Origin of the sequence: Aurantimonas litoralis (genome assembly GCF_026153195.1) — a bacterium.
In the GTDB taxonomy this organism is placed as follows: Bacteria; Pseudomonadota; Alphaproteobacteria; order Rhizobiales; family Rhizobiaceae; genus Aurantimonas; species Aurantimonas coralicida.
The window spans coordinates 79,211-102,320 of the sequence record NZ_JAPFBM010000002.1 but is presented as its reverse complement, the minus strand read 5'-3'; the positions used below and the strand labels follow the sequence as shown (position 1 = coordinate 102,320).

20 protein-coding genes and 1 pseudogene are annotated in these 23,110 nt (G+C 67.6%); 12 read left to right on the top strand and 9 right to left on the bottom strand.

The window, feature by feature from the left end; genetic code table 11:
* Window positions 1-58: 58 nt before the first annotated feature.
* The 3 genes and pseudogenes from N7I30_RS05410 to N7I30_RS05400 all read right to left on the bottom strand — a co-directional run bounded on the left by N7I30_RS05410 (window position 59) and on the right by N7I30_RS05400 (window position 3,758).
* A pseudogene (locus N7I30_RS05410) lies at window positions 59-1,071 on the bottom strand (DUF4424 domain-containing protein).
* 93 nt (window positions 1,072-1,164) lie between these two features.
* Window positions 1,165-3,117, bottom strand: a complete 1,953-nt coding sequence (locus tag N7I30_RS05405; RefSeq protein ID WP_498637274.1) for a TRAP transporter large permease — start codon at window positions 3,115-3,117, stop codon at window positions 1,165-1,167.
* Window positions 3,114-3,758 (bottom strand): TRAP transporter small permease subunit, encoded by a 645-nt coding sequence (locus N7I30_RS05400; RefSeq protein WP_498637272.1) that lies wholly within the window; start codon window positions 3,756-3,758, stop codon window positions 3,114-3,116. Before N7I30_RS05400 ends, N7I30_RS05405 begins: the two co-directional genes overlap by 4 nt.
* 378 nt (window positions 3,759-4,136) lie before the next feature.
* Here N7I30_RS05400 and N7I30_RS05395 point away from each other — a divergent pair, with 378 nt between their 5' ends.
* Both N7I30_RS05395 and N7I30_RS05390 read left to right on the top strand, forming a co-directional pair.
* The gene (locus N7I30_RS05395) at window positions 4,137-7,595 is read left to right on the top strand and encodes an indolepyruvate ferredoxin oxidoreductase family protein (RefSeq protein ID WP_498637270.1); all 3,459 of its coding nucleotides are present in this window, start codon (window positions 4,137-4,139) and stop codon (window positions 7,593-7,595) included.
* Window positions 7,596-7,655: 60 nt separating this feature from the next.
* Entirely contained in the window at window positions 7,656-8,204 is a 549-nt protein-coding gene (locus tag N7I30_RS05390; RefSeq protein ID WP_498637268.1) for a regulatory protein RecX, read from the top strand.
* Window positions 8,205-8,228: 24 nt separating this feature from the next.
* Here N7I30_RS05390 and N7I30_RS05385 read toward each other — a convergent pair whose 3' ends face one another.
* On the bottom strand, window positions 8,229-8,597 hold the full coding sequence (locus tag N7I30_RS05385; protein ID WP_498637266.1) for a hypothetical protein: 369 nt from the start codon (window positions 8,595-8,597) through the stop codon (window positions 8,229-8,231).
* 271 nt (window positions 8,598-8,868) lie between these two features.
* Between N7I30_RS05385 and N7I30_RS05380 the strand changes: the two genes are divergently transcribed.
* From N7I30_RS05380 to N7I30_RS05360, 5 genes are all read left to right on the top strand, one after another.
* Window positions 8,869-9,432: a type 1 glutamine amidotransferase domain-containing protein gene (locus N7I30_RS05380; protein ID WP_187390342.1), complete on the top strand. Its 564-nt coding sequence runs from the start codon at window positions 8,869-8,871 to the stop codon at window positions 9,430-9,432.
* A gap of 212 nt (window positions 9,433-9,644) precedes the next feature.
* Window positions 9,645-9,866 carry an aa3-type cytochrome c oxidase subunit IV gene (locus N7I30_RS05375; protein WP_024349038.1) on the top strand — a complete coding sequence of 74 codons (222 nt, stop codon included), beginning with the start codon at window positions 9,645-9,647 and terminating at the stop codon, window positions 9,864-9,866.
* A gap of 87 nt (window positions 9,867-9,953) precedes the next feature.
* On the top strand, window positions 9,954-11,147 hold the full coding sequence (locus N7I30_RS05370) for a Re/Si-specific NAD(P)(+) transhydrogenase subunit alpha (RefSeq protein ID WP_498637263.1): 1,194 nt from the start codon (window positions 9,954-9,956) through the stop codon (window positions 11,145-11,147).
* Window positions 11,147-11,575: a proton-translocating transhydrogenase family protein gene (locus N7I30_RS05365; RefSeq protein ID WP_009208550.1), complete on the top strand. Its 429-nt coding sequence runs from the start codon at window positions 11,147-11,149 to the stop codon at window positions 11,573-11,575. The genes N7I30_RS05370 and N7I30_RS05365 overlap by 1 nt, the downstream gene beginning before the upstream one ends.
* 14 nt (window positions 11,576-11,589) lie before the next feature.
* Window positions 11,590-12,990, top strand: a complete 1,401-nt coding sequence (locus N7I30_RS05360) for an NAD(P)(+) transhydrogenase (Re/Si-specific) subunit beta (RefSeq protein WP_024349035.1) — start codon at window positions 11,590-11,592, stop codon at window positions 12,988-12,990.
* A gap of 92 nt (window positions 12,991-13,082) precedes the next feature.
* On the opposite strand, the gene N7I30_RS05355 is transcribed toward N7I30_RS05360, so the two are convergent.
* The 4 genes from N7I30_RS05355 to N7I30_RS05340 form a co-directional block, all read right to left on the bottom strand.
* On the bottom strand, window positions 13,083-13,640 hold the full coding sequence (locus N7I30_RS05355) for a DUF992 domain-containing protein (RefSeq protein ID WP_187390338.1): 558 nt from the start codon (window positions 13,638-13,640) through the stop codon (window positions 13,083-13,085).
* Window positions 13,641-13,816: 176 nt separating this feature from the next.
* Complete coding sequence (locus tag N7I30_RS05350; RefSeq protein WP_498637260.1) at window positions 13,817-14,719, bottom strand: tetratricopeptide repeat protein; 903 nt, start codon at window positions 14,717-14,719, stop codon at window positions 13,817-13,819.
* A gap of 179 nt (window positions 14,720-14,898) precedes the next feature.
* Window positions 14,899-15,123, bottom strand: coding sequence for a 30S ribosomal protein S21 (gene rpsU, locus N7I30_RS05345; protein ID WP_029702632.1), 225 nt, complete (start codon window positions 15,121-15,123; stop codon window positions 14,899-14,901).
* Between the two features lie 150 nt (window positions 15,124-15,273).
* The gene (locus N7I30_RS05340) at window positions 15,274-15,822 is read right to left on the bottom strand and encodes a DUF2380 domain-containing protein (RefSeq protein WP_498637258.1); all 549 of its coding nucleotides are present in this window, start codon (window positions 15,820-15,822) and stop codon (window positions 15,274-15,276) included.
* A 230-nt stretch (window positions 15,823-16,052) separates the two neighbouring features.
* Between N7I30_RS05340 and N7I30_RS05335 the strand changes: the two genes are divergently transcribed.
* From N7I30_RS05335 to N7I30_RS05315, 5 genes are all read left to right on the top strand, one after another.
* Window positions 16,053-16,982 (top strand): hypothetical protein, encoded by a 930-nt coding sequence (locus tag N7I30_RS05335; protein ID WP_498637256.1) that lies wholly within the window; start codon window positions 16,053-16,055, stop codon window positions 16,980-16,982.
* Between the two features lie 211 nt (window positions 16,983-17,193).
* Window positions 17,194-18,447, top strand: coding sequence for a sarcosine oxidase subunit beta family protein (locus N7I30_RS05330; protein ID WP_498637254.1), 1,254 nt, complete (start codon window positions 17,194-17,196; stop codon window positions 18,445-18,447).
* Between the two features lie 16 nt (window positions 18,448-18,463).
* Window positions 18,464-18,841: a sarcosine oxidase subunit delta gene (locus N7I30_RS05325; protein ID WP_498637252.1), complete on the top strand. Its 378-nt coding sequence runs from the start codon at window positions 18,464-18,466 to the stop codon at window positions 18,839-18,841.
* Window positions 18,838-21,819 (top strand): sarcosine oxidase subunit alpha family protein, encoded by a 2,982-nt coding sequence (locus tag N7I30_RS05320; RefSeq protein ID WP_498637250.1) that lies wholly within the window; start codon window positions 18,838-18,840, stop codon window positions 21,817-21,819. The genes N7I30_RS05325 and N7I30_RS05320 overlap by 4 nt, the downstream gene beginning before the upstream one ends.
* 61 nt (window positions 21,820-21,880) lie before the next feature.
* A complete protein-coding gene (locus tag N7I30_RS05315) occupies window positions 21,881-22,444 on the top strand; it encodes a sarcosine oxidase subunit gamma (protein ID WP_498637248.1) in 564 nt (187 codons plus the stop codon).
* A 6-nt stretch (window positions 22,445-22,450) separates the two neighbouring features.
* Here the strand turns inward: N7I30_RS05315 and N7I30_RS05310 are convergent, their stop codons facing one another.
* Window positions 22,451-23,065 (bottom strand): glutathione S-transferase family protein, encoded by a 615-nt coding sequence (locus N7I30_RS05310; protein ID WP_475362306.1) that lies wholly within the window; start codon window positions 23,063-23,065, stop codon window positions 22,451-22,453.
* Between the last annotated feature and the right edge of the window lie 45 nt (window positions 23,066-23,110).

The window sequence follows — 23,110 nt, the reverse complement described above, 5'->3', positions numbered from 1 at the left end:
GAAACGGCCCCGGCGTCGGCGACGCGCGGGGCCGTTTTGCGTCTGCCCTCGACCAGACTCAGCGGCCGGTGGGGATCAGGATCAGGACGTGCAGGTCTTCCGTTGGCGTGTAGTCGCGCTTGCGGACCTCGAAGCGGGTCGGCGCGATCTTGGTGACGCCGGTCGCGCAGAAGCTGACGAGGTTTTCCGGCGCGCCCTTGTCGATGACCATGCTGAAGTCGCCGATCGGCTCCGCCCAGTTGCCGCCCGTCACAAGGATGTAGTCGATCCAGCGCTCCTGGAAGGGCATGGCATCGGGGCCGGCCGCCCGCGTGCGCCGCTCGACGGTGGCCATGAAATCGTCGTCGATGCAGTAGCGCTCCCGCTGGGCGGCGACATCGTCGGGACCGGCCCATGGCTGGCCCAGCATGGCGCCGACGCTGCCGCCGACCGACGGGACGTAGTCATGCTCGACAATCGTCCTGCCCGGGGCGAAGGTCTGCTCCCAGTGATAGGTGGCGCGCAGCGTCCAGTCGGGCGCCAGATGCGTCTCCATCCCCTGGCCGATATCGTAGGTTTCCTCGATCGCGATGCCGAGGTCGAGCACGGTGGCGCGGTCGGCGGGCGGCAGTGCGTCGAGGGCATCCCGCGCCGAACTTGCCTGCGGGGCGAGGGGCAGGCGCAGTAGGCGCATCGTCGCCGTCACGTCGCGATCGCCCACAAAGACCTTCTGCTCGAGGCGCATGGCGACCGGCTCGCCGTCAACGCGGGTCGAGAAGGCCAGCGGATTGTCCGGGTTGCCCGACGGTATGGAGACGTCGCCGCCATAGGGATCGATGCGGATATCGGGCATGGGAAAGGCGACGGTCGTCGTCACCGGTTCGGCGCCGGCGTTCACGAACTCGTAGCGCACCGAATGCGCTCCTCGGAGATGAACAGCTCCTCGCGCTGCATGGCGATGGCGTCGGTGGTGGTGAAGACCAGCCCGCCCGCCGCCAGATTGGCCGTCGTGTCGTTGGCCTGCGCGCTGCTCGTAAGGGCGAGAATAGCGACGGCGGCAAGGGCCGTCGCCCGGTCTGGCGTGATCGTCATGCGCGTGTCTCCGGCCGGTTCGGCCGAGACTAGCCTGCGGCGCGAGCGGCCGGAAGCGTCATTCCGCCAACGCTGGGGATCACGCGCCGACCGCTACTGAATGACCGGCGGCTGCGACAGGTCGACCGGAGCCGGCTCGCCGCTCGGGGCGGCCGGTGCTTCGGGTTCGGCTGCGGGCGCTGCCGGTGCGGTGTCCGTCGCGGGAGCCTGGCCGCCGCCAAGCCCGGAATTGAAATCCAGTGGCGGCAGGCCGAAGGCCGGCTGGGCGGGTGCGGTCGCGCCAGGCTGCGCCGGGGCCGACGCGCCACCCGCTGGAGCGCCGGGTTGGCCGATCGGGGGCAGGCCCAGGGGCGGCAGGCCGAGCGGGTTGTTCTGCTGATTTCCGCCGGTTCCCGATGCGCCGCCGAGCGGCGGCAGGCCGAGGCCGCCGTCGAAGGACGGCATCTGCAGCCGGATCTCGGACGGGTCCATCTGCGGGACCTCGGTCTTGTAGCGCATGACCATCTGCGGGAACATGATCGTCAGGGCGACCATGATGATCTGGATGCAGACGAAGGGCACCGCGCCCCAGTAGATCTGGCCCGTGGTGATCGGCTCCATGCGCTTGCCGGTGATGCGGTCGAGATAGGGCACACGGGCTGCGACCGAGCGCAGGTAGAAGAGCGCGAAGCCGAAGGGCGGATGCATGAACGAGGTCTGCATGTTCAGCCCGAGCAGCACGCCGAACCAGATCAGGTCGATGCCCAGCTTGTCCGCCGCCGGAGCCAGCAGCGGCACGATGATGAAGGCGAGCTCGAAGAAGTCGAGGAAGAACGCCAGGAAGAAGACCAGGATGTTGACGACGATCAGGAAGCCGGTCTCGCCGCCGGGCACGGAGGTCAGGAGTTCCTCGACCCAGATATGGCCGTTGACGCCGTAGAAGGTCAGCGAGAAGACGCGCGCGCCGATCAGGATGAACAGGACGAAGGCCGACAGCTTGGTCGTCGATTCCATCGCCTGGGTCATCAGGGACAGGTTCAGCTTGCGCTTGCCGAAGGCGAGGATGAGCGCGCCGACAGCGCCCATGGCGCCGCCCTCCGTCGGCGTGGCGACGCCGAGGAAGATCGTGCCCAGCACCAGGAAGATCAGGGCCAGCGGCGGGATCAGGACGATGATCACCTGCTGGGTGAGGTAGGACATCAGCGGCAGCTTCAGCGCCTTGTTGGCGACGGCCACGACGTAGACGGCCAGAACCGCGACCGTTGCGCCCCAGATGCCGGCGCCCTGTGCGACCTTGCCGTCGAGATAGACCGTCATCGCATAGGCGATGACGACGGCCGCCGCCGCCGCGATGGCGAGCGAGGTGACGCCGCGGCCGAGCGTGCGGGCCTCGGGCGGCAGGGCGGGTGCCACATTGGGCCGCAGCATGGTCAGGATGAAGACGTAGCCGACATAGAGCGACGTCAGCACAAGCGCCGGCACCAGTGCGCCGGAATACATGTCGCCGACCGAGCGACCGAGCTGGTCGGCGAGGACGATCAGGACCAGCGACGGCGGGATGATCTGCGCCAGCGTGCCGGAGGCGACGATCACGCCGCTGGCCAGCCGGCGGTCGTAGCCGTAGCGCAGCATGATCGGCAGCGAGATCAGGCCCATGGCGATGACCGAGGCGGCGACGACACCGGTGGTGGCCGCCAGGAGCGCGCCGACGAAGATCACCGCATAAGCGAGGCCGCCCCGCAGCGGGCCGAAGAGCTGGCCGATCGTATCGAGCAGATCCTCGGCCATGCCGGAACGCTCGAGGATCAGCCCCATGAAGGTGAAGAAGGGGATCGCCAGCAGTGTCTCGTTGGCCATGACGCCGCCGAAGAAGCGGTCGGGCAGGGCGCCGAGCAGCGGCCAGAACAGGTTGATGTCGGGCGACAGCGGCGCCAGTTCGACGCCGATGATGAAGAACAGCAGGCCGTTGGCGGCCAGCGAGAACGCCACCGGGTAGCCGAGCAGCAGGAAGATCACCAGCGAGCCGAACATGATCGGCGCCAGATTATGGGCGACGAACTCGATCATCGGATGGCTCCCGAACCGCCGTTGCGGGCGTCGTCATCAAGGGGTGGAGGTTCGGTGCCGCCTTCCGGACGGTCGGGGGCGAGCGCCGCCAGTTCGACCGGCTCGGCATGGCTGGAGGCCATGGGGGTGGTGTCCTCCATCCCGCCGAACAGGATCGCGCCGCGCTTGATCAGCTCGGACAGCCCTTGCAGGAACAGGAGAACGAAGCCCGCCAGCAGCAGCGCCTTGGCCGGCCACAAAATCAGGCCGCCGGCATTCGGCGAATATTCGCCGCGGTTGAACGACTGCAGGACGTAAGGGGTCAGCAGCCAGATCATCAGGCCGGTGAAGGGCAGCAATGCGAGGATGTGGCCGAGAAAATCGATCCAGTCGCGGGTGCGCTTCGACAGGATGTTCGAGACGATGTCGACGCGGATGTGTTCGTTCTTGAGCAGCGTCCAGGCCGCGGCGAGCATGAAAATGGCGCCGAACAGGTACCATTGCAGCTCGAGCCAGGCATTGGACGAGATGTCGAAGAGCTTGCGGATCACCGCATTGCCGGCACTGACCAGCACCACCAGCAGGACGAGCCAGGAGACGCCCCGACCGACGAAGGTGGTGACGCGATCGACGCCGCGCGAAAACGATAGAAGAGCTGACATCCGGCCGGATCTCCCCATGGTGCCCTGGCGCGCCGTGAAGTGAGCTTCGGCCCGGTTCGCCCCCGTTTCTGTCCCCGCGACGCGTTCGACGGGCGAAGCCGCTCGAAAGCGCTGCGCCGACAGTCTGCCCGAAGCCTGGGAATTCGCCCGTCGTTAAGGAAAATCCCGAAGCAGCGCAAGAGCCGCACCCGGTGATAGCATGTCGGACGAACAGGCTTTTCGCCGGCTGGCGGGCAGCCCCGCCGGGTCCGTCGCGGGATGATCCCGAAAGGCTTTGACGGAGACGGCGCCGGGCTGCAAAACAGTAAGCAAGGCAGAATGCTTGGAGCGTGTCGGCGATCCTTCGCCGGCATGTCGGCCAGGGGAGGACATCGCGCCATGACCACACGCACCGTTTCGCTCGACGACAAGTACGATCTCGACGTCTGCGACGTCTTCCTGTCGGGGAGCCAGGCGATCGTCCGGCTGGCCCTGATGCAGGCGGCGCGGGACCGCCGGGCAGGGCTCGACACGGCCGGTTACGTCACCGGCTATCGCGGTTCGCCGCTGGGCGGGCTCGACCAGCAGTTCGCCCGGGCCAAGCCGGTGCTGTCGAAGAGCGACATCATCTTCGAGCCGGCGCTGAACGAGGATCTGGCGGCGACGGCCCTGTGGGGCGCGCAGCAGGCGGAGATCCGCGGCGAGGGACGCCACGATGGCGTCTTCGGCATCTGGTACGGCAAGGGGCCGGGCGTCGACCGCTCCGGCGACGCCTTCCGCCACGCCAATCTCTCGGGCACCTCGCGCAATGGCGGCGTGCTGGCACTGATGGGCGACGATCACACCTGCGAATCCTCGACGACGGCGCACCAGTCGGAATTCGCCTTCGTTGACGCGATGATCCCGATCTTCAATCCGGCCGGCGTGCAGGAGATCCTCGATTACGGCCTGGCGGGTTTCGCCCTGTCGCGCTTTTCCGGCCTGTGGACGGCGATGAAGTGCGTCAAGGACAACATCGAATCGACCGCCACGATCCACTCTGACCCGTCCGGCCTGCGCTTCGAATATCCCGAGATCGACATGCCGCCGGGCGGGCTCAACATTCGCCGCGCCGCCCATCCGCTGGAGCAGGAGGCGATGCTGCACGATTTCCGCCTGCCGGCGGCGCGGGCGTTCATCGCGGCGAACCGGCTCGACCTGATCGTGCATTCCGGCGGGCGCGGGGCAAAGACCGGCATCCTGTCGCTCGGCAAGTCCTGGCTGGACGTCGAGCAGGCGCTGGCGAGCCTTGGCATCGACGAAGTGGCGGCTGCCGATCTCGGCGTCCGGCTCGGCAAGGTGGCGCTGCCCTGGCCGCTCGATCCGGACTTCGTGCGGCGCTTCGCCGACGGCCTCGACCGGATCATAGTGGTCGAGGAAAAACGCGGGCTTGTCGAAGGGCAGGTCAAGGAGATCCTCTACCGCACGGCCAATGCGCCGCTGGTGATCGGCAAGACGGACGAGGCGGGCGGGACGCTGTTCACCCCGAAGGCCTCGCTCGACGCCAACGACATCGCCGTGGCGATCGGCCGGCGCCTCGTCGAGAGCAGCCCGAGCGAAGCGCTGGCCGGACATCTGGCAAGCCTCGCAGCCTTGTGCGGCCACACCGCGGCGACCTCCGAGATCGCGCTGCGCACGCCGTATTTCTGCGCCGGCTGCCCGCACAGCTCGTCGACGCATGTGCCGGAAGGGGCGCGTGCCTATGCCGGCATCGGCTGCCACTTCATGGCGCAGGCCATGGACCGGTCGACCGAGGGCTACACGCAGATGGGCGGCGAGGGCGCCAACTGGATCGGCGAGCATCATTTCTCGTCGCGTCGCCACGTCTTCCAGAATCTCGGCGACGGCACCTACAACCATTCGGGCGCGCTGGCGCTGCGGGCGGCGGCGGCCTCGGGCGCCAACGTCACCTACAAGATCCTCTACAACGACGCCGTCGCCATGACCGGCGGCCAGGCACATGAGGGCGGGCTGACCGTGCCGGCGATCGCAGCGCAGGTGGCGGGCGAGGGTGCGAAGCGGATCGCCATCGTCTCCGACGAGCCGGACAAGCACCGCGGCAATGCCGGTCTGCCGGCGGGGATCACCATCCACCACCGCTCCGAGCTCGACGCCGTGCAGCGCGATCTGGCCGAGGTCGAGGGCCTGACGGTGCTGATCTACGACCAGACCTGCGCGGCCGAGAAGCGGCGCCGGCGCAAGCGCGGCAGGTTTCCCGACCCGGACAAGCGTGTCATCATCAACGAGCGGGTCTGCGAGGGCTGCGGCGATTGCGGCGTCCAGTCCAACTGCGTGGCGGTCACCGCCGTCGAGACCGAGTTCGGACGCAAGCGCCAGATCGACCAGTCGGCCTGCAACAAGGATTTCTCCTGCCTCGAAGGCTTCTGCCCCTCCTTCGTCACCGTTCATGGCGGCGCTTTGAAGAAGGGCGCGCGCAGGAGCGACGAGGCTCCTGAGGTGCCGGAGCCGGCGGCCTGCGACCTCGATCAGCCGGTGGGCATCGTCATCACCGGCGTCGGCGGCACCGGCGTCGTGACGATCGGCGCGATCATCGGCATGGCGGCGCATCTCGACGGACGCGGCGCCGGGATCATCGACATGGCCGGTCTTGCCCAGAAGGGCGGCGCGGTGATGAGTCATGTGCGGATCGCGCGCACCCCGGCGGAGCTGAAGTCGATCCGCATCGCAGCCGGCGACGCCGGGCTGGTGATCGGCTGCGACATGGTGACCGCCGCCTCGGCCAAGGTGCGCGCCACCATCGCGGCGGGGCGGACCGAGGTGGTCGTCAACAGCGACGAGACCCTGTCGGGCGAGTTCACCCGCAATGTCGATTTCTCCTTCCCGACGCGGCGGCTGATCTCGGCGCTGAGCGAGGCGGCCGGCGACGATCACCTGCATGTCGTCGACGCCGAGCAGCTGGCCGTGGCGCTGTTCGGCGATGCGATCTTCGCCAACATGCTGATGCTGGGGATGGCCTATCAGACCGGCGCGCTGCCGGTGTCGCGCGCAGCGATCCGCAAGGCGCTGGAGATGAACGGCGTGGCGGTGGCGGCCAATCTCTCGGCCTTCGAATGGGGTCGGGCGATCGCCCATGATCCGGCCAACATGCCGGTCGCGCAGGACAGCGGCGACCAGCGGCTGGAACATCGCCGCGTCTCCGAGACGCTCGACGAGGCGATTGCACGGCGCGTCGCCGATCTGACCGCCTACCAGGATGCCGCTTTCGCCGAGCGCTACCGCCAGCGCGTCGATGCGGTCCGGGCCGGCGAGCAGCGGATGGCGCCCGGCCGGAGCGACCTGACCGACGCCGTCGCGCGCCAGCTCTACCGGCTGATGGCGGTGAAGGACGAATACGAGGTCGCGCGGCTCTACACGGACGGCAGCTTCGCGGCGCAGATCTCCGACCGCTTCGAGGGCTACGACCGGCTGGAATTCCATCTCGCGCCGCCAATCATGGGCGAGACCGGGCCGAAGGGGCGCGCGAAGAAACGCGCCTTCGGGCCGTGGATGATGACCGGCTTCAAGGTGCTGGCGGCCATGAAGGGCCTGCGCGGTACGATCTTCGATCCCTTCGCGCGCACAGCCGAGCGGCGGGCCGAGCGCGAGGAACGAGCACAATACGAAGCAACGCTCGATCGCATTCTGGCCGAGCTTTCGCCGGGCAATCACGACGTCGCAGTGGCGCTGGCCCGCTGGCCGGAGACGCTGAAGGGCTTCGGGCCGGTGCGTCGGCGTTTCGCTGCGGAGGCCGCGACCAGGCGCGAGACGGCGCTGTCGGCCTTCGACCATGCGGGACGGATGGCAGAAGCGGCCGAATAGAGCGAGGAGCAAGCGAGCGGCAGCGTTGCGGCTTCCGCTTGCCAGGGGCTAGAAGGCCCGATGACCTCGAAACGGGCCGGCACTGCCGGCGATACGCCCAAGCCGCCCCGGCCGATCACGCGCGAATGGCTGTTCCGCGCCGCGGCGCATTATCTGGAACGCTATTCCTCCTCGACCGCCAATCTGCGCCGGGTGCTGGAGCGCAAGGTGATGCGGCGGGCCCATGCGCGCGGTGAGGATGCGGGCGCGTTTTCGGCCGAGATCAACGAAACGGTCGCGAAGTTCGTCGAGCTGAAGCTCGTCGATGACCGCGCCTATGGCGAGGCGCGTGTGCTCAGCCTGCGGCGGCGCGGCACCTCGCAGCGCATGGTCGCGGCCAAGCTATCGGAAAAGGGCGTCGAGCGGGATCTGGTGGAGGAACTCCTCGCCGCCGACGAGACCAGCGATCGGCAGGCGGCGTTTGCCTATGCACGGCGCCGGCGACTGGGTCCGCACCGGCTGCGCAACCGCGCCGAGCGCCGCGATCGCGACGTCGCCGCCATGGTGCGAGCGGGCTTTGGCATTGCCGATGCGGTGGCGGCGATCGACGATCTGCCGGATCAGGAGTGAGCCGGCCGGCGGCGTTTCGGCTCCTCAGCCGAAATCGCCGCCGAAGAGCGCGGCGAGCAGCTTGCCGTTGAACCACAGGATATCGACGAACCAGTCCCAGCCATAGACGACGTTCACGCCCGGCGTCAGGGCGAGGACCAGTTCGCCGAGGGCCGGAAGGCTGATGTCGTTGCGGATGGTGAACCATTTGGCCAGTGCGGCGATGTAGCCCTGCGCGAATAGCCAGACCGGAGCCAGTGACAGGATCGTGCGCGCCGTCCGCGGCACGGCCGTCGGCCGGCGCCGGACTTCGAGGATATTCACGAAGCAGACGGCGACGAAGGCGAAGCTGACCCACAGCGACGCGAGGCCTGCGACGATCTGAAGAACCAGCGAGAGATCCGAGAAACGCAAAGGCCGGTCCCCTGGCGTTGGCGTGATCGGGACGCCCGCCGAATCCGCTAGCGGCTGCCCCTCCTCGCACAGCTTATCGCGGGAACATCGCCGCACGCCAAGATGTGTTCGCTGATCTTCAACGCACCGGACACGTCCGAGATCGATGAGTAGCGGAACTCGGCGCCCCAGGCCCCGTTTGGTGGGGGAACGTCACATCTCGCCGAGCCGGTCCGCAGCCTTCCTTTAAGGATGGCGTGTCGGCGCTCGGCTGAACGAAAGGGACACGACCATGCCAAGCATCAAGGAATCAAAGATCGCCATTCTGGCCACCGACGGTTTCGAGCAGGTGGAACTGACCGAACCGCTGGCCAAGCTGAAGGAAGCCGGCGCCGAGGTTCATGTGATCTCGCCGAAATCCGGCACCATCAAGGGCTGGGACCAGGATCACTGGGACAAGGAGATCACGGTCGACAAGACGCTCTCGGAAGTGCGCGTGACCGACTATGACGCACTGGTCCTGCCGGGCGGCCAGATCAACCCGGACGCCCTGCGCGCCGACCCGAAGGTGGTCAGCTTCGTGCGCGAGTTCTTCAACTCCAAGAAGCCGCTCGCCGCGATCTGCCATGCACCGTGGCTGCTGATCGAGGCGGACGTCGTGCGCGGCCGCGACATCACCTCCTACAACTCGATCAAGACCGACGTGAAGAACGCCGGCGGCAACTGGCTCGACCAGGAGGTCGTCGTCCACGAGGCGCTGATCACCTCGCGCAACCCGGGCGACATCCCGGCCTTCGTCGCCAAGATCATCGAAGAAGTGGAAGAGGGGCGTCACGAGGACCGCAAGGTCGCCTGATCTCTCTCAGCCGATTGCAACCGCGATCGTCATGGCCGGCGTCTTCGGGCGCCGGCCATTTTTGTATGCCAGTCGCTTGGTTGCGGAGCCCGTCGCAGGTGGAAGGGGTCGCTTTCGCATCGGTGGATGATCATGCTGCATTGCGGTTGCCATTGCCACATTGTGGCGGGATCGTGTATGTGCCGAGCGACTGACGATCAGGAGAATTTCGAATGGCAGGCCTGCCGACCTACGACACCGATCATCCGGCCGAGATGGATTATCCCGAGCACGAGCGGACCTATGAGGGCTTCCTCGTCGCGACCAAGTGGGGCTCGATCGCCGTCATCGCGATCATGCTTGGTATGCTCGTCGGCCTGCTCGCCGGCGGTGGCTTCATCGGCGGTTTCGGCACCTTCATCGCCCTCATGGTGATCGCCTACTTCGTCGCCTGAGACGATCGTTGCGACTTCGGGCAGCCAGCGGTGCGATCCGCGCGCCGGCTGCCCCATGACTGAATACAATTCCGGGAGGCCTACGCGTTGAAACTGTTCGTGCCAAAGGAGCGCGAGGCGGGCGAGCCCCGTGTCGCTGCCTCGCCCGACACGGTGAAGAAACTCACCGGTCTGGGCGCCACGGTCGTCGTGGAAACCGGCGCGGGCGCCGATTCGCGTATTACCGACGCGGCCTTCGAGGCCGCCGGCGCCACCATCGGTTCGACCGCTGATGCCGGCGACGCCGATGTCGTGCTGAAGGTCCGCCGCCCGTCGGCAGATGAGCTGAAGTCATACAAGTCGGGCGCGCTGGTCATTGCCGCGATGGACCCCTATGGCCGCGACGATGAGGTCAAGGCCATGGCCGAGGCCGGCGTCCTCGCCTTCGCCATGGAGTTCATGCCGCGCATCACCCGCGCCCAGTCCATGGACATCCTGTCGTCGCAGGCCAATCTCGCCGGCTACCAGGCGGTGATCGACGCGGCGGCCGAGTTCGACCGGGCCTTTCCGATGATGATGACTGCGGCGGGCACAGTTCCGGCCGCGCGCGTCTTCGTCATGGGCGCCGGCGTTGCCGGTCTGCAGGCCATCGCGACCGCCAAGCGCCTCGGCGCCATCGTCACGGCCACCGACGTGCGGCCGGCGGCGAAGGAGCAGGTCGAGTCCCTGGGCGGCAAGTTCATCGCCGTCGAGGACGACGAGTTCAAGGCCGCCGAGACTGCCGGCGGCTACGCCAAGGAGATGTCGAAGGAGTATCAGGCCAAGCAGGCCGAGCTCGTCGCATCGCACATCTCCAAGCAGGACGTGGTGATCACCACGGCACTCATCCCGGGCCGGCCGGCACCGCGCCTCGTGACCCGTGCGATGGTGGAATCGATGAAGCCGGGATCGCTGCTCGTCGATCTCGCCGTCGAGCGCGGCGGCAATATCGAGGGTGCCGAAGCCGGCACCGTCACGCAGGTCGGACCGGCCAAGATCATCGGCCATCTCAACGTTCCGGGCCGCATCGCGGCGAGTGCCTCGCTGCTCTACGCCAAGAACCTCGCGACCTTCCTCGAGACGATGATCGACAAGGAAACCAAGGCGCTGAAGATCGACTTCGACGATCAGCTGGTGCAGGCGACGCTGCTGACCCGCGACGGCAAGGTCGTGCATCCGAACTTCGCCGCCGCCGAGGCGCCGGCCGCACCTGCCACGCCGGCAAGTGACGCGGCACAGAAGACCGAAGGGGGAGAGGCGTAATGGCCGATGAAACCGCTCAGGCGACGCTGCAGCGTCTGAACGATGCCAGTGTTGCCATCCGCGACGCGCGCACCGGTGTCGAACGCATGCTCGGCGAAGGCTATGGCGAGGCGGCAGGCGCCGTCGGCCATGCCGTGTCCGGCATCGATCCCTTCGTCTTTCACCTGGCGATCTTCGTTCTGGCGATCTTCGTCGGCTACTACGTGGTCTGGTCGGTGACCCCGGCGTTGCACACGCCGCTGATGTCGGTCACCAACGCCATCTCCTCGGTGATCATCGTCGGCGCGATCCTCGCCGTCGGCATCTCCGCCTCTGGCATCGCGACGACCTTCGGCTTCATCGCGCTGATCCTGGCGTCGGTGAACATCTTCGGCGGCTTCCTCGTCACCCAGCGCATGCTGGCGATGTACAAGAAAAAAGAAAAGTGAGGCGGTAGCGACCGATGACAGAGAATTTCGCCGCCTTCCTGTACCTCGTCTCGGGGGTGCTCTTCATCCTCGCGCTGCGGGGCCTTTCCCACCCGACGACCAGTCGTCAGGGCAACATGTTCGGCATGGTCGGCATGGCCATCGCCATCGTTACCACGCTGCTTCTGGCCGGTCCGTCCTTCGGTAGCCTGGTGCTGATCGTGCTGGGTATCGCCATCGGCGGTGCCGGCGGCGCGATCGTCGCCAAGCGCATTCCGATGACGGCGATGCCGCAGCTCGTCGCCGCCTTCCACTCGCTGGTCGGCCTGGCCGCCGTCATGGTCGCCGCCGCGGCGCTCTATGCGCCGGAGGCCATCGGCATCGGCACGGTCGGCGCCATTCACGGCCAGGCGCTGGTCGAGATGTCGATCGGCGTGGCGATCGGTGCGATCACCTTCACGGGTTCAATCATCGCCTTCCTGAAGCTCGACGGCCGGATGAGCGGCAAGCCGATCATGCTGCCGTCGCGCCATCTCATCAACATCGCGCTCGGCGTGGTGATGGTGGCGCTGGTCATCGGCTTCGCCGTGACCGAGAGCCATGTGATGTTCTGGCTGATCGTCCTGGTGGCGCTGGCGCTCGGCGTGCTGCTGATCGTGCCGATCGGCGGCGCCGACATGCCGGTGGTCGTCTCGATGCTCAACTCCTATTCGGGTTGGGCCGCCGCGGGCATCGGCTTCACGCTGCAGAACCTGGCGCTGATCATCACCGGTGCGCTGGTCGGCTCGTCTGGCGCCATCCTGTCCTACATCATGTGCAAGGGCATGAACCGGTCGTTCATCTCAGTCATTCTCGGTGGCTTCGGCGGCGAGAGCGGCCCGGCCGGTGCCGACGATCTGGGCGACCGCACGGTCAAGCAGGGTTCGGCCGAGGACGCTGCCTATCTGATGAAGAATGCCGGCCGGGTCATCATCGTCCCGGGCTACGGCATGGCGGTGGCACAGGCCCAGCACGCGCTGCGCGAAATGGCCGACAAGCTGAAGGAAGAGGGCGTCGAGGTGAAATACGCCATCCATCCGGTGGCGGGCCGCATGCCGGGGCACATGAACGTGCTCCTGGCCGAAGCCAACGTGCCCTATGACGACGTGTTCGAACTGGAGGACATCAACTCCGAGTTTGCCCAGACCGACGTCGCCTTCGTCATCGGCGCCAACGACGTGACCAACCCGGCGGCGCGCGACGACAAGGCCTCGCCGATCTACGGCATGCCGATCCTGAACGTCGACCAGGCGCAGACCTGCCTGTTCATCAAGCGCTCGCTCGGCTCCGGCTATGCCGGCATCGACAACACGCTGTTCTACAAGGACAACACGATGATGCTGTTCTCGGACGCCAAGAAGATGGTCGAGGACATCGTCAAGTCGCTGAACGACTAGGCGTTAGCGACCCTTCGCTCTGCCCATGTGAAAAGGCCCTGCCGGCGATGCCGGCAGGGCCTTTTCCGTTTCTGGACCGTGGGTCGGCCGGCTTACTTCGGGCGGACTTCGCCCGGGCCTGCCGGAACGGCCGGAACCGCGACCGTGGCCGGCTCGGTGACGACCGGCTCGGCCGGCGTCAGGGTGAACTTCGACACGCCGATGGCGGCGTTGATGCCTTCCTGCGCCTGGACGCTGACCGGCTGCAGCGAATAGCTGTCCTGCGCGCCGCCGACGAGCACGTTGGCGCCGCCGCCGACGATGGCCGAGGCATCTGCCGTGGCGCCGACATAGGTGCCCTGGAGGCCGTTCGGCTGGTAGGTGTAGCCGTCGGCCGTGACGACGGCCCAGGTCATGACCGTGCGGCCGGTGACGCCGACATCGAGGCCGAAGGTGTCGAGGGTCGCGGCATAGAGCTCGACCGGGCCGTCACCGGCCGGCGTGAACTCGCAGACCAGATCCTCGGAGGAGCCGACGATGAAGCCCGTCGCGCCGTCGCTGTGGCAGCCGAGCACGCCGGCCTTCACTTCTGCCGCCTGAGCGGAGGTTGCGGCGAACGGTGCCGCGGCGAGCGTGGCTGCGATGGCGAGGCTCGAAATTCTGGAAATCATAAGGGCATTCCTTGCATTGTTCTGTCCCGTTCGCCGGGGAGAACCGCGCAGGAGCCTTCCTGTTCCGTGACGGATGATGTCATTTTGAAATGGCCGTGATCGCGGAGGTCACGGACGCTCTCCCGATCGCCGGGGAGAGCCGGCCCGACCGCTTGCGCGGCCGGGCGTCGCACTGATCAGGTGGCGTTGCCGCCGCGCGTGCGGGCCATGCCGTCCTTGGCCGGCACGTATTTTGGGTCGATCTGCGCGCCGCGCGCATAGGACTGGAAGGCGCGCTTGGTCTCGCCGCGACGCTCATAGACCAGCGCCTGGTTGGTCCAGTACTCGGCCTTGGTGTCGTCGAGCTTCAGGGCGGTATTGAAGTCGGTGAAGGCATTCTCCTCGTCGCCAAGCGCGAGATAGGAGACGCCGCGACCCGAATAGGGCTCCGAGGCGTTGGCCTGCAGCGAGATGGCCGTCGAGAAGTCCTCGATCGCCTGCTTGTGTTGGCCGTCCTTCTGATAGAGCAGGCCGCGATTGTGATAGGCGCGCGGATCCGTGGTGTTCAGGTCGATGGCGCGCTGGAAGTCGGCCAGCGCCTCGCGGTTGCGACCGGCCACGCGGTAGACATTGCCGCGGCCGATATAGGCGGAATCGTAGTTCGGATTGATCCGCAGGGCGGCGTTGTAGTCCTCGACGGCCTTCAACGGCTCGTTGGTCTGGCGGTAGACCAGCGCGCGATTGGCATAGGCCTGATGGAAATTCGGGTCGAGCTGCAACGCCATGGTGAAATCGGCGATCGCGGCCTTGTAGTTGCCGGCGCGGCCATAGGCGGTGCCGCGCACATTGTAGGCTTCCGGGTCCCGGGGATTGGCGTCCACCGTCTGGCTGAGCGAGGCGAGGTTCTGCTCGAGTCCCTGGTTCTGGTCGAGCGCGATCGCGGTCACGGCGGGGCCGTCGGCGGTCTGGCAGGCGGAAAGAATCGCGATCAGCCCGAGCGCCGCGGTGGCCCGCAGAAGTCCAGCCGCGCGACCGGCGGGTTCATGCGGCGCGCAATGGTCGGCCGGGTGAAGGGCGATCGGGTGGGAAAGCTGCGGCATCGACGGACTGTTCCTCAAGAGACGGTTCGGACGTTCGGATCGCCTGGGACGCTCGCCCGCGCGACGGCAAACCGAACTGTCCTATGCCATGCATGCGGTTGCGCCGCAAACGACGAAAGGCGGCGGCCGGAGGCCGGCCGCCGCACTTGAATTACCAAAACGGTCGAAATTACGGCTGCTTAGTGGACGCGGCCGCCGGCCAGCAGGCCTTCACGCTGGGCCTGCTTGCGGGCCAGCTTGCGGCTGCGGCGGACCGCCTCGGCCTTCTCGCGGGCCCGCCTCTCGGAGGGCTTCTCGAACGCGCCGCGCATCTTCATTTCGCGGAAGATTCCTTCGCGCTGCATCTTCTTCTTGAGCGCGCGAAGCGCCTGGTCGACGTTGTTGTCGCGTACAACTACCTGCACAGGGGTGTTCCGTTTCTGAAGTGTGGACGGGCCGTATAGGGACGAGAAAAGCTGTGCCGCGGAGCCTGTTGCTTCGAAGCGCGCTGGCCGATAGCAGGAGATGGCCTTCTTGTCGAGGTCCTCCGGCCACACTGACCGTGCCGAATGGCGTCAGCGGTTCGCAGCGCCGGCGGGACCGGGCCCGGCGGCATCGAAGTCGGCCTGCGAGACATTCGTCACCACGAAGTCGGCGACCCTGACGAAGGCCTGGTCGGTGTCGCCGCGAAATGACAGGACGCGGCTGAAGACGTCCCTGCGACCCTCGATGTCGATGATGTCGACACGGCCCATGCCGACGAGCGTCGAGACCTTCTGGACCGCCCCGAGCAGGAGATAGTCCACGTCGAGCGCCGCGGCGGCCTCGACCGCCTTTTCGACGCTGAGCGTGCCGACGCTGCATTCGGGCTGGCCGCAGGTCAGCGCGACGACCTCATAGGCAGCGCGGTCGGCGAGACCCTCGCCGAGTTTCGACTCGAACAGAGCGATCCGTGCGGCATGTTCCGCCGTCCTGTCGCCCGGCTCGCCCGACGTATCGAGATAGTAGATGTTGGCGAGTGCGATCCGGGGCACATCGCTGTTCGCTGCGGCAGGTCCCGTGGCCGATGCGGCGATGAGGCCGGCGGCAAGGCCAATGGCGAGTTTGCGTGGAAATCCGGTCATTCCTGGTTCCTTCGTCCGTTCGCCCACCCGCCGGTGCCCCGGCCATGCCGTATCGTCTCGCCGTGTCCGCAGCCAGCACAGGGGCCCACAGGCAATCGCGATTTCACGATGGATATCGTATCCACCAAGAGTATATGCGCCCGCGCAGCCTTCGCTGCTTCAAGTGCAGTGCAAAATTGCCTAGGGTCGCGAAACTGACCCTAGGCCACCTGAGCGGGACACAACATAACATGAGTGACATTCGACGCGAGCGGACAATGGCTTCGGCCTCTGCACAGGCCTTGCCGCGCATCTCCTGGGGGGCGATCGTCGCGGGTTCGCTGCTGGCGATGGCGCTGCAATTCATGCTCGGCCTCCTGGGGCTGGGCATCGGCCTTTCCAGCATCGAGGCTGCCGCCGCCGGAGATGCCGGTGCGCTCCTGTCCGCCGGAGGGCTGTGGACCATCGCGGTCGTCCTGATCGGGCTGTTCGTCGGCGCCTATACTGCCGGTCGCCTGTCGGGCAGCGTCTCTCGAACCGACGCGGTTCTGCACGGCGTCATCACCTGGGCGACCTCCACGCTGGTGGTGGTGTTTCTCCTGACCAGCGGTGCCTCGGCCGTGGTGGGCGGCGCCTTCGGTGCGATCGGCAGTTCGATCCAGGGCCTGACCCGGGCCGCGGCCACGGCCGCACCGCAGTCGGATTCGAGCCTGCCCGATCCGATCCGCCGCGAGGTCGCGCAGCTTCTCGATCGCGCGACGGCCGCCCCGGCTTCGCAGGCGGCGACCGACGCCGCAGGACCTGACGGCGAGGACGGCGTGGCGGGCGACAGTGACGCAAATGTTGCGAGTTCCGCTGCGCAGGCCGGCTCCGCCGATCTTGCCGGCGCGGTGACGACGATCGCCGCCGGACTTGCCGAGGATGCGACGTCCGACGAGCGCACGGCCGCCGTGCAGGCCATCGCCGACGGCGCGGGTATCCCGACGGCGCAGGCGCGCCAGCGGCTGCAGGCGTTCCAGCAGCGCTTCGACGAGGCGCAGCGCGATGCCCGGCGCGCGGCGGCCGAGGCGGCGCAGGTGGTGTCCTCCGCGTCCTTCGGTGCCTTCGTCGCACTGCTGCTGGGCCTGCTGGTCGGCGCGGCCGGTGGTTTCGTCGGCCGGTCCCGCCGACCGGTGATGTAAAGTCGTCAGGGCCGGCGGCGATCACAGCGCTCCGCGCCGTCGCCGCCGGCATTTCGTCGCTGCGTCACCGGCCGTCGCAATCGGAGCATGGTGCGGCGCGATCCCCGCTAGACATGGGGAGTGCGGCCATTGCTCCAGCGGGCAGGGCGGCGCTACACCTGACGGGCGGACGGTGTCCTCGATCGTGCGCCATTCGGATGCGGGGCGAATTATGCGACGATTTTCGGCCTTTGCGCTGGCACGCGAAGCGATGCGCGGCCATTCCGGCTGGACCGAGCAATGGGCCTCGCCCGAACCCCGCAAGACCTACGACGTGGTCATCGTCGGCGCCGGCGGCCATGGGCTGGCCACGGCCTATTATCTCGCCAAGGAGCACGGCATCACCGACATCGCGGTGATCGAGAAGGGCTGGCTCGGCGGCGGCAACACCGGCCGCAACACCACGATCATCCGCTCCAACTATCTCTATGACGAATCCGCGGCGCTCTACGACCACGCGGTCAATCTGTGGGAGGGCCTCTCCCAGGACCTCAACTACAACGTCATGTTCTCGCCGCGCGGCGTCCTGATGCTGTCGCACAACGAGCACGACCGGCAGGGCGCCCAGCGCCACATTCACGCCAACCGGCTGAACGGCGTCGACAACGAATGGCTGACGCCGGACGAGTGCAAGGCCTATTGCCCGCCGCTGAACATCTCGGCGAACACACGCTATCCGGTGATCGGCGGTGCGCTGCAGCGGCGTGGCGGCACCGCCCGGCATGATGCCGTCGCCTGGGGCTATGCCCGCGCGGCCTCGGCCCGCGGCGTGCATGTCCTCCAGAACACGACGGTTACCGGCATCCGGCGCAGCACCGACGGCCGCGTGGCGGGCGTCGAGACCTCGCGCGGTTTCATCGGCGCCCGCAAGGTCGGCGTCGTGGCGGCCGGCAACACCTCCGTCGTCATGGACATGGCCGGCGTGCGCATGCCGATCGAGAGCTTCCCGCTGCAGGCGGTGGTCTCCGAGCCGGTGAAGCCGTGCTTTCCTTGCGTGGTGATGTCCAACACCGTCCACGCCTATGTCTCCCAGTCGGACAAGGGCGAACTGGTGATCGGGGCAGGCACCGACCAGTATCCGTCCTATTCGCAGACCGGCAGCCTCTCGATCTTCAACCACACGCTCGACGCGATCGCCGAGATGTTCCCGATCTTCCGGCGCATGCGAATGCTGCGGACCTGGGGCGGCATCGTCGACGTGACGCCGGACCGCTCGCCGATCCTGTCCAAGACGCCCGTGCCGGGGCTCTACGTCAATTGCGGGTGGGGCACCGGTGGCTTCAAGGCGACGCCGGGCTCGGGCCATGTCTTCGCCCACACGATCGCCCGCGACGAGCCGCATCCCATCAATGCCGCCTTCAGCCTCGACCGCTTCGAGACCGGGCGCTTCATCGACGAGGCGGCCGCGGCCGCCGTCGCCCACTAGCGCGGAAAGGCGGACGATGCTGCTGATCCACTGCCCCTATTGCGAGGACGACCGGCCGGAACCGGAGTTCCGCCATGCCGGCGAAGCGCACATCGCGCGGCCCTCCGCCGAGCTCGACGCCGGACGGGCGGTCGCGGAATCCCTTTATCTGCGCACCAACACGCGCGGTGTCGTGTTCGAGCGCTGGCGGCATGTGCATGGCTGCGGCCGGTTCTTCAACGCCGCCCGGCATTCCGTGTCCGACCGGTTTCTCGCATTCTACAAGGCCGGCGAGCCGAAGCCGGACATTGCCGCCGAGAATAGCCTTGCGCTCGACCCGCTTGGCGCGGGCGCCACGCCGGCAACCGTCGGCGCCGACGGTCTGAATGTCGGTGGCGGGGAGACGGGACGATGACGTCGCGGCGACTTCCCGAGGCCGGCCGTCTCGGCAATGCCCGGCGCATTGCCTTCAGCTTCGACGGCCAGCGCTATGCGGGCCGCGAAGGCGACACGCTGGCCTCGGCGCTGCTGGCGAACGGCATCCATCTGACCGGCCGCTCGTTCAAATATCACCGGCCGCGCGGCATCGTCGGCTCGGGGCCGGAGGAGCCCAATGCGCTGGTCGAGATCCGCCGCGACGCGGCGCGGCGCACGCCCAATATCCGCGCCACGATGCAGCCGCTCCATGACGGGCTGGAGGCCGTCAGCCAGAATCGCTGGCCGTCGCTCGATTTCGATGTCGGCGCCGTCAACGGTCTGTTCTCGCGCTTCCTGACGGCGGGCTTCTACTACAAGACCTTCATGTGGCCGAAGACCTTCTGGCACCGGGTCTACGAGCCCTATATCCGGGCCGCCGCGGGGCTTGGCCGGGCACCGGATGCGCCCGACACCGACACTTACGCCAATCGCTTCGCGCATGTGGACGTGCTTGTTGCGGGCGGGGGCGCGGCGGGTCTTGCTTCGGCGCTCGAGGCCGGCGCGAGCGGGGTAAGCGTCCTGATCTGCGACGAGAATGCCGGTTTCGGCGGCTGGCTGCGGGCCGAAAGCGGCACGACGATCGACGGCGTGCCGGCGATGGACTGGGTCGCCGATGCAGTTGCCCGTCTCGCGGCGATGCCGAATGTGCGGGTGATGCCCCGCACCACCGCCTTCGGTTATTACAATCACAACATGGTCGCGCTCTGCGAACAGGTGACCGAGCATCTGGCGCAGCCGGACCCGGCCCTGCCGCGCGAGCGGCTGTGGCAGGTACGGGCGAAACAGGTGGTGCTGGCGACGGGCTCCATCGAGCGGCCGCTGGTGTTTCCGGACAACGACCGGCCGGGGATCATGCTGGCGGGCGCGGCGCGACTCTATCTCAATCACTACGGCGTCGCGGTTGGCGAGAGGGTCTGCGTCTTCACCGCCCATGACGCGGCCTATGCCACGGCGCTGGATCTCAAGCGCGCCGGTGTGGACGTGCCGGCCATCGTCGATCTGCGCGAGGAACCGGGGCCGGGTCTTACGGGCGCGGCGCGGGTTGCGGGCATCGAGGTGCTCTGCGGCTATGGCGTGAAGAGCGTGCGCGGCCGACGCCGGATCCGCGGGATCACCATCGAGGAGCTGCGCTCGGGACACGACAATCGCAGCTTCGACTGCGATGCGCTACTGATGTCGGGCGGCTTCACGCCGTCGGTGCATCTGTTCTCGCAATCGCGCGGCAAGCTCGCCTTCGACGCCGACCTGCAGGCCTATGTGCCGTCCGAGCCGGTGCAGGCCTGCGTCAGCGTCGGCGCGGCTGCCGGCCAGTTCGATCTCGCCGAAACCATTGCGGGCGCACGCAGCGCCGGTCGCGCCGCCGCTGGCGGTGATGACGCTGCGGCGGAGGCGGTCACGGTCGACGGCGCGGCTGGGTTCGGCGGCGGCATGGCCGGGGCGACGCCGGCGGCCGGACCCGGCAAGGCCGTGAAGGCCTTTGTCGACTTCCAGAACGACGTGACGGCCCGCGACATACGTCTCGCGGTCGCCGAGGGTTTCCGGTCGGTCGAGCATATCAAGCGCTTCACCACCACCGGGATGGCGACCGACCAGGGCAAGACGTCGAATATTCACGGCCTCGGCGTTGCGGCCGAAGCGCTCAGCCGGCCGATGCCCGAGGTGGGGTTGACCACCTTCCGCGCGCCCTTCACGCCGGTGTCCTTCGGTACCATTGCAGGCTTCGCGCAGGGGGCGCTGTTCGATCCGACCCGGCAGACGCCGATCCACGAGAGCGCGGCAGCAGACGGCGCGGTCTTCGAGGATGTCGGCATGTGGAAGCGCGCCTGGTATTTCCCGCGCGGCGCCGACAAGCACGCGGCGGTAGACCGCGAATGCCACGCGGTGCGCGAGGCGGCGGGGCTCTTCGATGCCTCGACGCTCGGCAAGATCGAACTGGTCGGGCCCGATGCGGGAGCGTTTCTCGATCTGATGTATGCGACGCCGCTGTCGCGGCTCGCCGTGGGCAAGTGCCGCTATGCGCTGATGCTGAACGAGGCCGGCTTCATCATCGACGACGGCATCGTTGCGAGGATCGCCGAGGACCGCTTTCACGTCACCACGACGACGGGCGGTGCGCCGCGCGTGCTCAACCTCATGGAGGATTACCGCCAGACCGAATTCCCCGAGATGGCGGTCTGGACCAGTTCGATCAGCGAGCAATGGTCGGTGATCGCCGTGCAGGGGCCGCGGGCGCGGGACCTGATCGCGCCGTTCGTCGAAGGGCTGGACATCGGGCCGGACGCCTTCGCGCATATGTCCGTCGCCGAATGCCGCTTCATGGGACTGCCTTGCCGGCTGTTCCGCGTGTCCTTCACCGGCGAGCTCGGCTTCGAGATAAACGTGCCTTCGGATTACGGCCGCAGCGTCTGGGATGCGTTGCGCGAACGGGGACGCAGCCTGGGCGTCGAGCCCTATGGCACCGAGGCCATGCATGTGCTGCGGGCCGAGAAGGGCTACATCATCGTCGGCCAGGAGACGGACGGCACCGTGACGCCGGCCGATGCCGGCATGGCCTGGGCGGTGTCGCGCAAGAAGGCGGATTTCGTCGGCAAGCGGGGGCTGGAACGGCCGGATTTGTCGGCACCGGGCCGCAAGCAGCTCGTCGGCCTGAAGACCGCCAACCCGCTGACGGTTCTGGAAGAGGGGGCGCAGCTCGTCGCCGATCCGAACCAGCGCGTGCCGATGACCATGCTCGGCCATGTGACCTCGGCCTATCGCTCGCAGACGCTGGGGCGGTCCATCGCACTGGCGATGGTCAAGGACGGGCGCAAGCTGGTCGGCCAGACCCTCTACGTGCCCATGCCGACGGAGACGATCGCGGTGGAAGTGACGGAGCCGGTGTTCTTCGATCCGGACGGGGAGCGGCTGCATGGTTGATCCGCAGACAAACGGACCGAAGGGGGCAACGCCGGCGCATGGGGCCGGCAGGACCGGCGAGATGCCACGGCGGCTCTCACCGCTCGACGGGCGCCAGGCCAGCGGGCCCGGCGTGACGCTGGTTCCGACCGCACCGCGCCGCCGTCTGATCCTGCGGGCAAGGGGGGATGCCGTCGGCGCCGCCGGTGCCGCGCTCGGTCTGGAATTGCCCGTGCGGCCAAAGACGAGCGCCCGCCAGGGCGGCGTATCGGCGCTCTGGCTGGGACCGGACGAATGGCTGATCCTCGACGGGAGCGAGGCGGCGGAATCCCTCGCCGCGTCGGACGGGCCCCTGGCGGAGGCGCTCGCCGTCGTCTCCGGCATCGCCGTGGTCGATATTTCCCATCGCAATGTCGGGGTCGTGGTCGACGGGCCGGCCGCCGAAGCGGTCGTTGCCGCCGGCTGTCCGCAGGATATCCGGCCGGTCAGCTTTCCGCTGGGGGCCTGCAGCCGCACGGTGCTGTCGAAGGCGGAGATCGTTCTGTGGCGCACCGGCGAACAGCGCTTCGAGATCGAGTGCTGGCGATCCTTCGCCGATTATGTCTGGACGTTCCTCGCCGAAGCGAGCCGGGCTCCGGCGGTCTGAGACGGGTCAGAGGGGGCGCATCGACCGGCGGAAGGCATCGCGGTCGATGACGCGCTCGACATAGGCCTGGATGGGCGTGCTGTCGCCGATGCGGGGTGCGCCGATCATTCCCGCCCAGTTCAATTGCGCGCCGATATAGAGATCGGCGGCGGTGAAATTGTCACCCAGCAGATAGGGGCCGCCCGACAAAGCGGCTTCCAGCGTGTCTATCACGTCGTTGTAGCAGCCCCAGCCAACGGTGGATTTCGACAGAGGCACGGCGTCCTTGCGCATCATCGTTTCGGTCAGGGCCGGTTCGAAGCAGCTTCCGCCGAAGAACAGCCAGCGATAATAGCTGCCGCGTTCGGGGCGGTCCTGGCGGGGCGCGAGGCCGGCGGCGGGATAGGCATCGGCGAGCCAAGCGATGATGGCAGGCGTCTCGGTGATCACCGTGCCGTCGTCCAGCACCAGCGCAGGGATCTTGCCCATGGGATTGATCGCCAGGAAGTCCGGGCGGCGATTGTCGCCCGCCTCGAAATCGATCGGCACGATCTCGTGCTCGGCGCCGACTTCCTCAAGCATCCAGCGCACCATCGCTGCCCGGCTGCGTGGATTGTGGTAGAATGTCAGCCGACCCGGCATCGTCCGTCTCCCGACCATGGCCCTGCATCCGGGGCGATCATGGCA

Coding starts and splice junctions, on each gene's coding strand:
- N7I30_RS05405 (WP_498637274.1), bottom strand. CDS start 3,117: ATGATCGAGTTCGTCGCCCATAATCTGGCGCCGATCATGTTCGGCTCG.
- N7I30_RS05350 (WP_498637260.1), bottom strand. CDS start 14,719: ATGCCGCAGCTTTCCCACCCGATCGCCCTTCACCCGGCCGACCATTGC.
- N7I30_RS05340 (WP_498637258.1), bottom strand. CDS start 15,822: ATGACCGGATTTCCACGCAAACTCGCCATTGGCCTTGCCGCCGGCCTC.
- N7I30_RS05375 (WP_024349038.1), top strand. CDS start 9,645: ATGGCAGGCCTGCCGACCTACGACACCGATCATCCGGCCGAGATGGAT.
- N7I30_RS05365 (WP_009208550.1), top strand. CDS start 11,147: ATGGCCGATGAAACCGCTCAGGCGACGCTGCAGCGTCTGAACGATGCC.
- N7I30_RS05360 (WP_024349035.1), top strand. CDS start 11,590: ATGACAGAGAATTTCGCCGCCTTCCTGTACCTCGTCTCGGGGGTGCTC.
- N7I30_RS05390 (WP_498637268.1), top strand. CDS start 7,656: ATGACCTCGAAACGGGCCGGCACTGCCGGCGATACGCCCAAGCCGCCC.
- N7I30_RS05335 (WP_498637256.1), top strand. CDS start 16,053: ATGAGTGACATTCGACGCGAGCGGACAATGGCTTCGGCCTCTGCACAG.
- N7I30_RS05320 (WP_498637250.1), top strand. CDS start 18,838: ATGACGTCGCGGCGACTTCCCGAGGCCGGCCGTCTCGGCAATGCCCGG.
- N7I30_RS05355 (WP_187390338.1), bottom strand. CDS start 13,640: ATGATTTCCAGAATTTCGAGCCTCGCCATCGCAGCCACGCTCGCCGCG.
- N7I30_RS05380 (WP_187390342.1), top strand. CDS start 8,869: ATGCCAAGCATCAAGGAATCAAAGATCGCCATTCTGGCCACCGACGGT.
- N7I30_RS05395 (WP_498637270.1), top strand. CDS start 4,137: ATGACCACACGCACCGTTTCGCTCGACGACAAGTACGATCTCGACGTC.
- N7I30_RS05315 (WP_498637248.1), top strand. CDS start 21,881: ATGCCACGGCGGCTCTCACCGCTCGACGGGCGCCAGGCCAGCGGGCCC.
- N7I30_RS05400 (WP_498637272.1), bottom strand. CDS start 3,758: ATGTCAGCTCTTCTATCGTTTTCGCGCGGCGTCGATCGCGTCACCACC.
- N7I30_RS05325 (WP_498637252.1), top strand. CDS start 18,464: ATGCTGCTGATCCACTGCCCCTATTGCGAGGACGACCGGCCGGAACCG.
- N7I30_RS05330 (WP_498637254.1), top strand. CDS start 17,194: ATGCGACGATTTTCGGCCTTTGCGCTGGCACGCGAAGCGATGCGCGGC.
- N7I30_RS05310 (WP_475362306.1), bottom strand. CDS start 23,065: ATGCCGGGTCGGCTGACATTCTACCACAATCCACGCAGCCGGGCAGCG.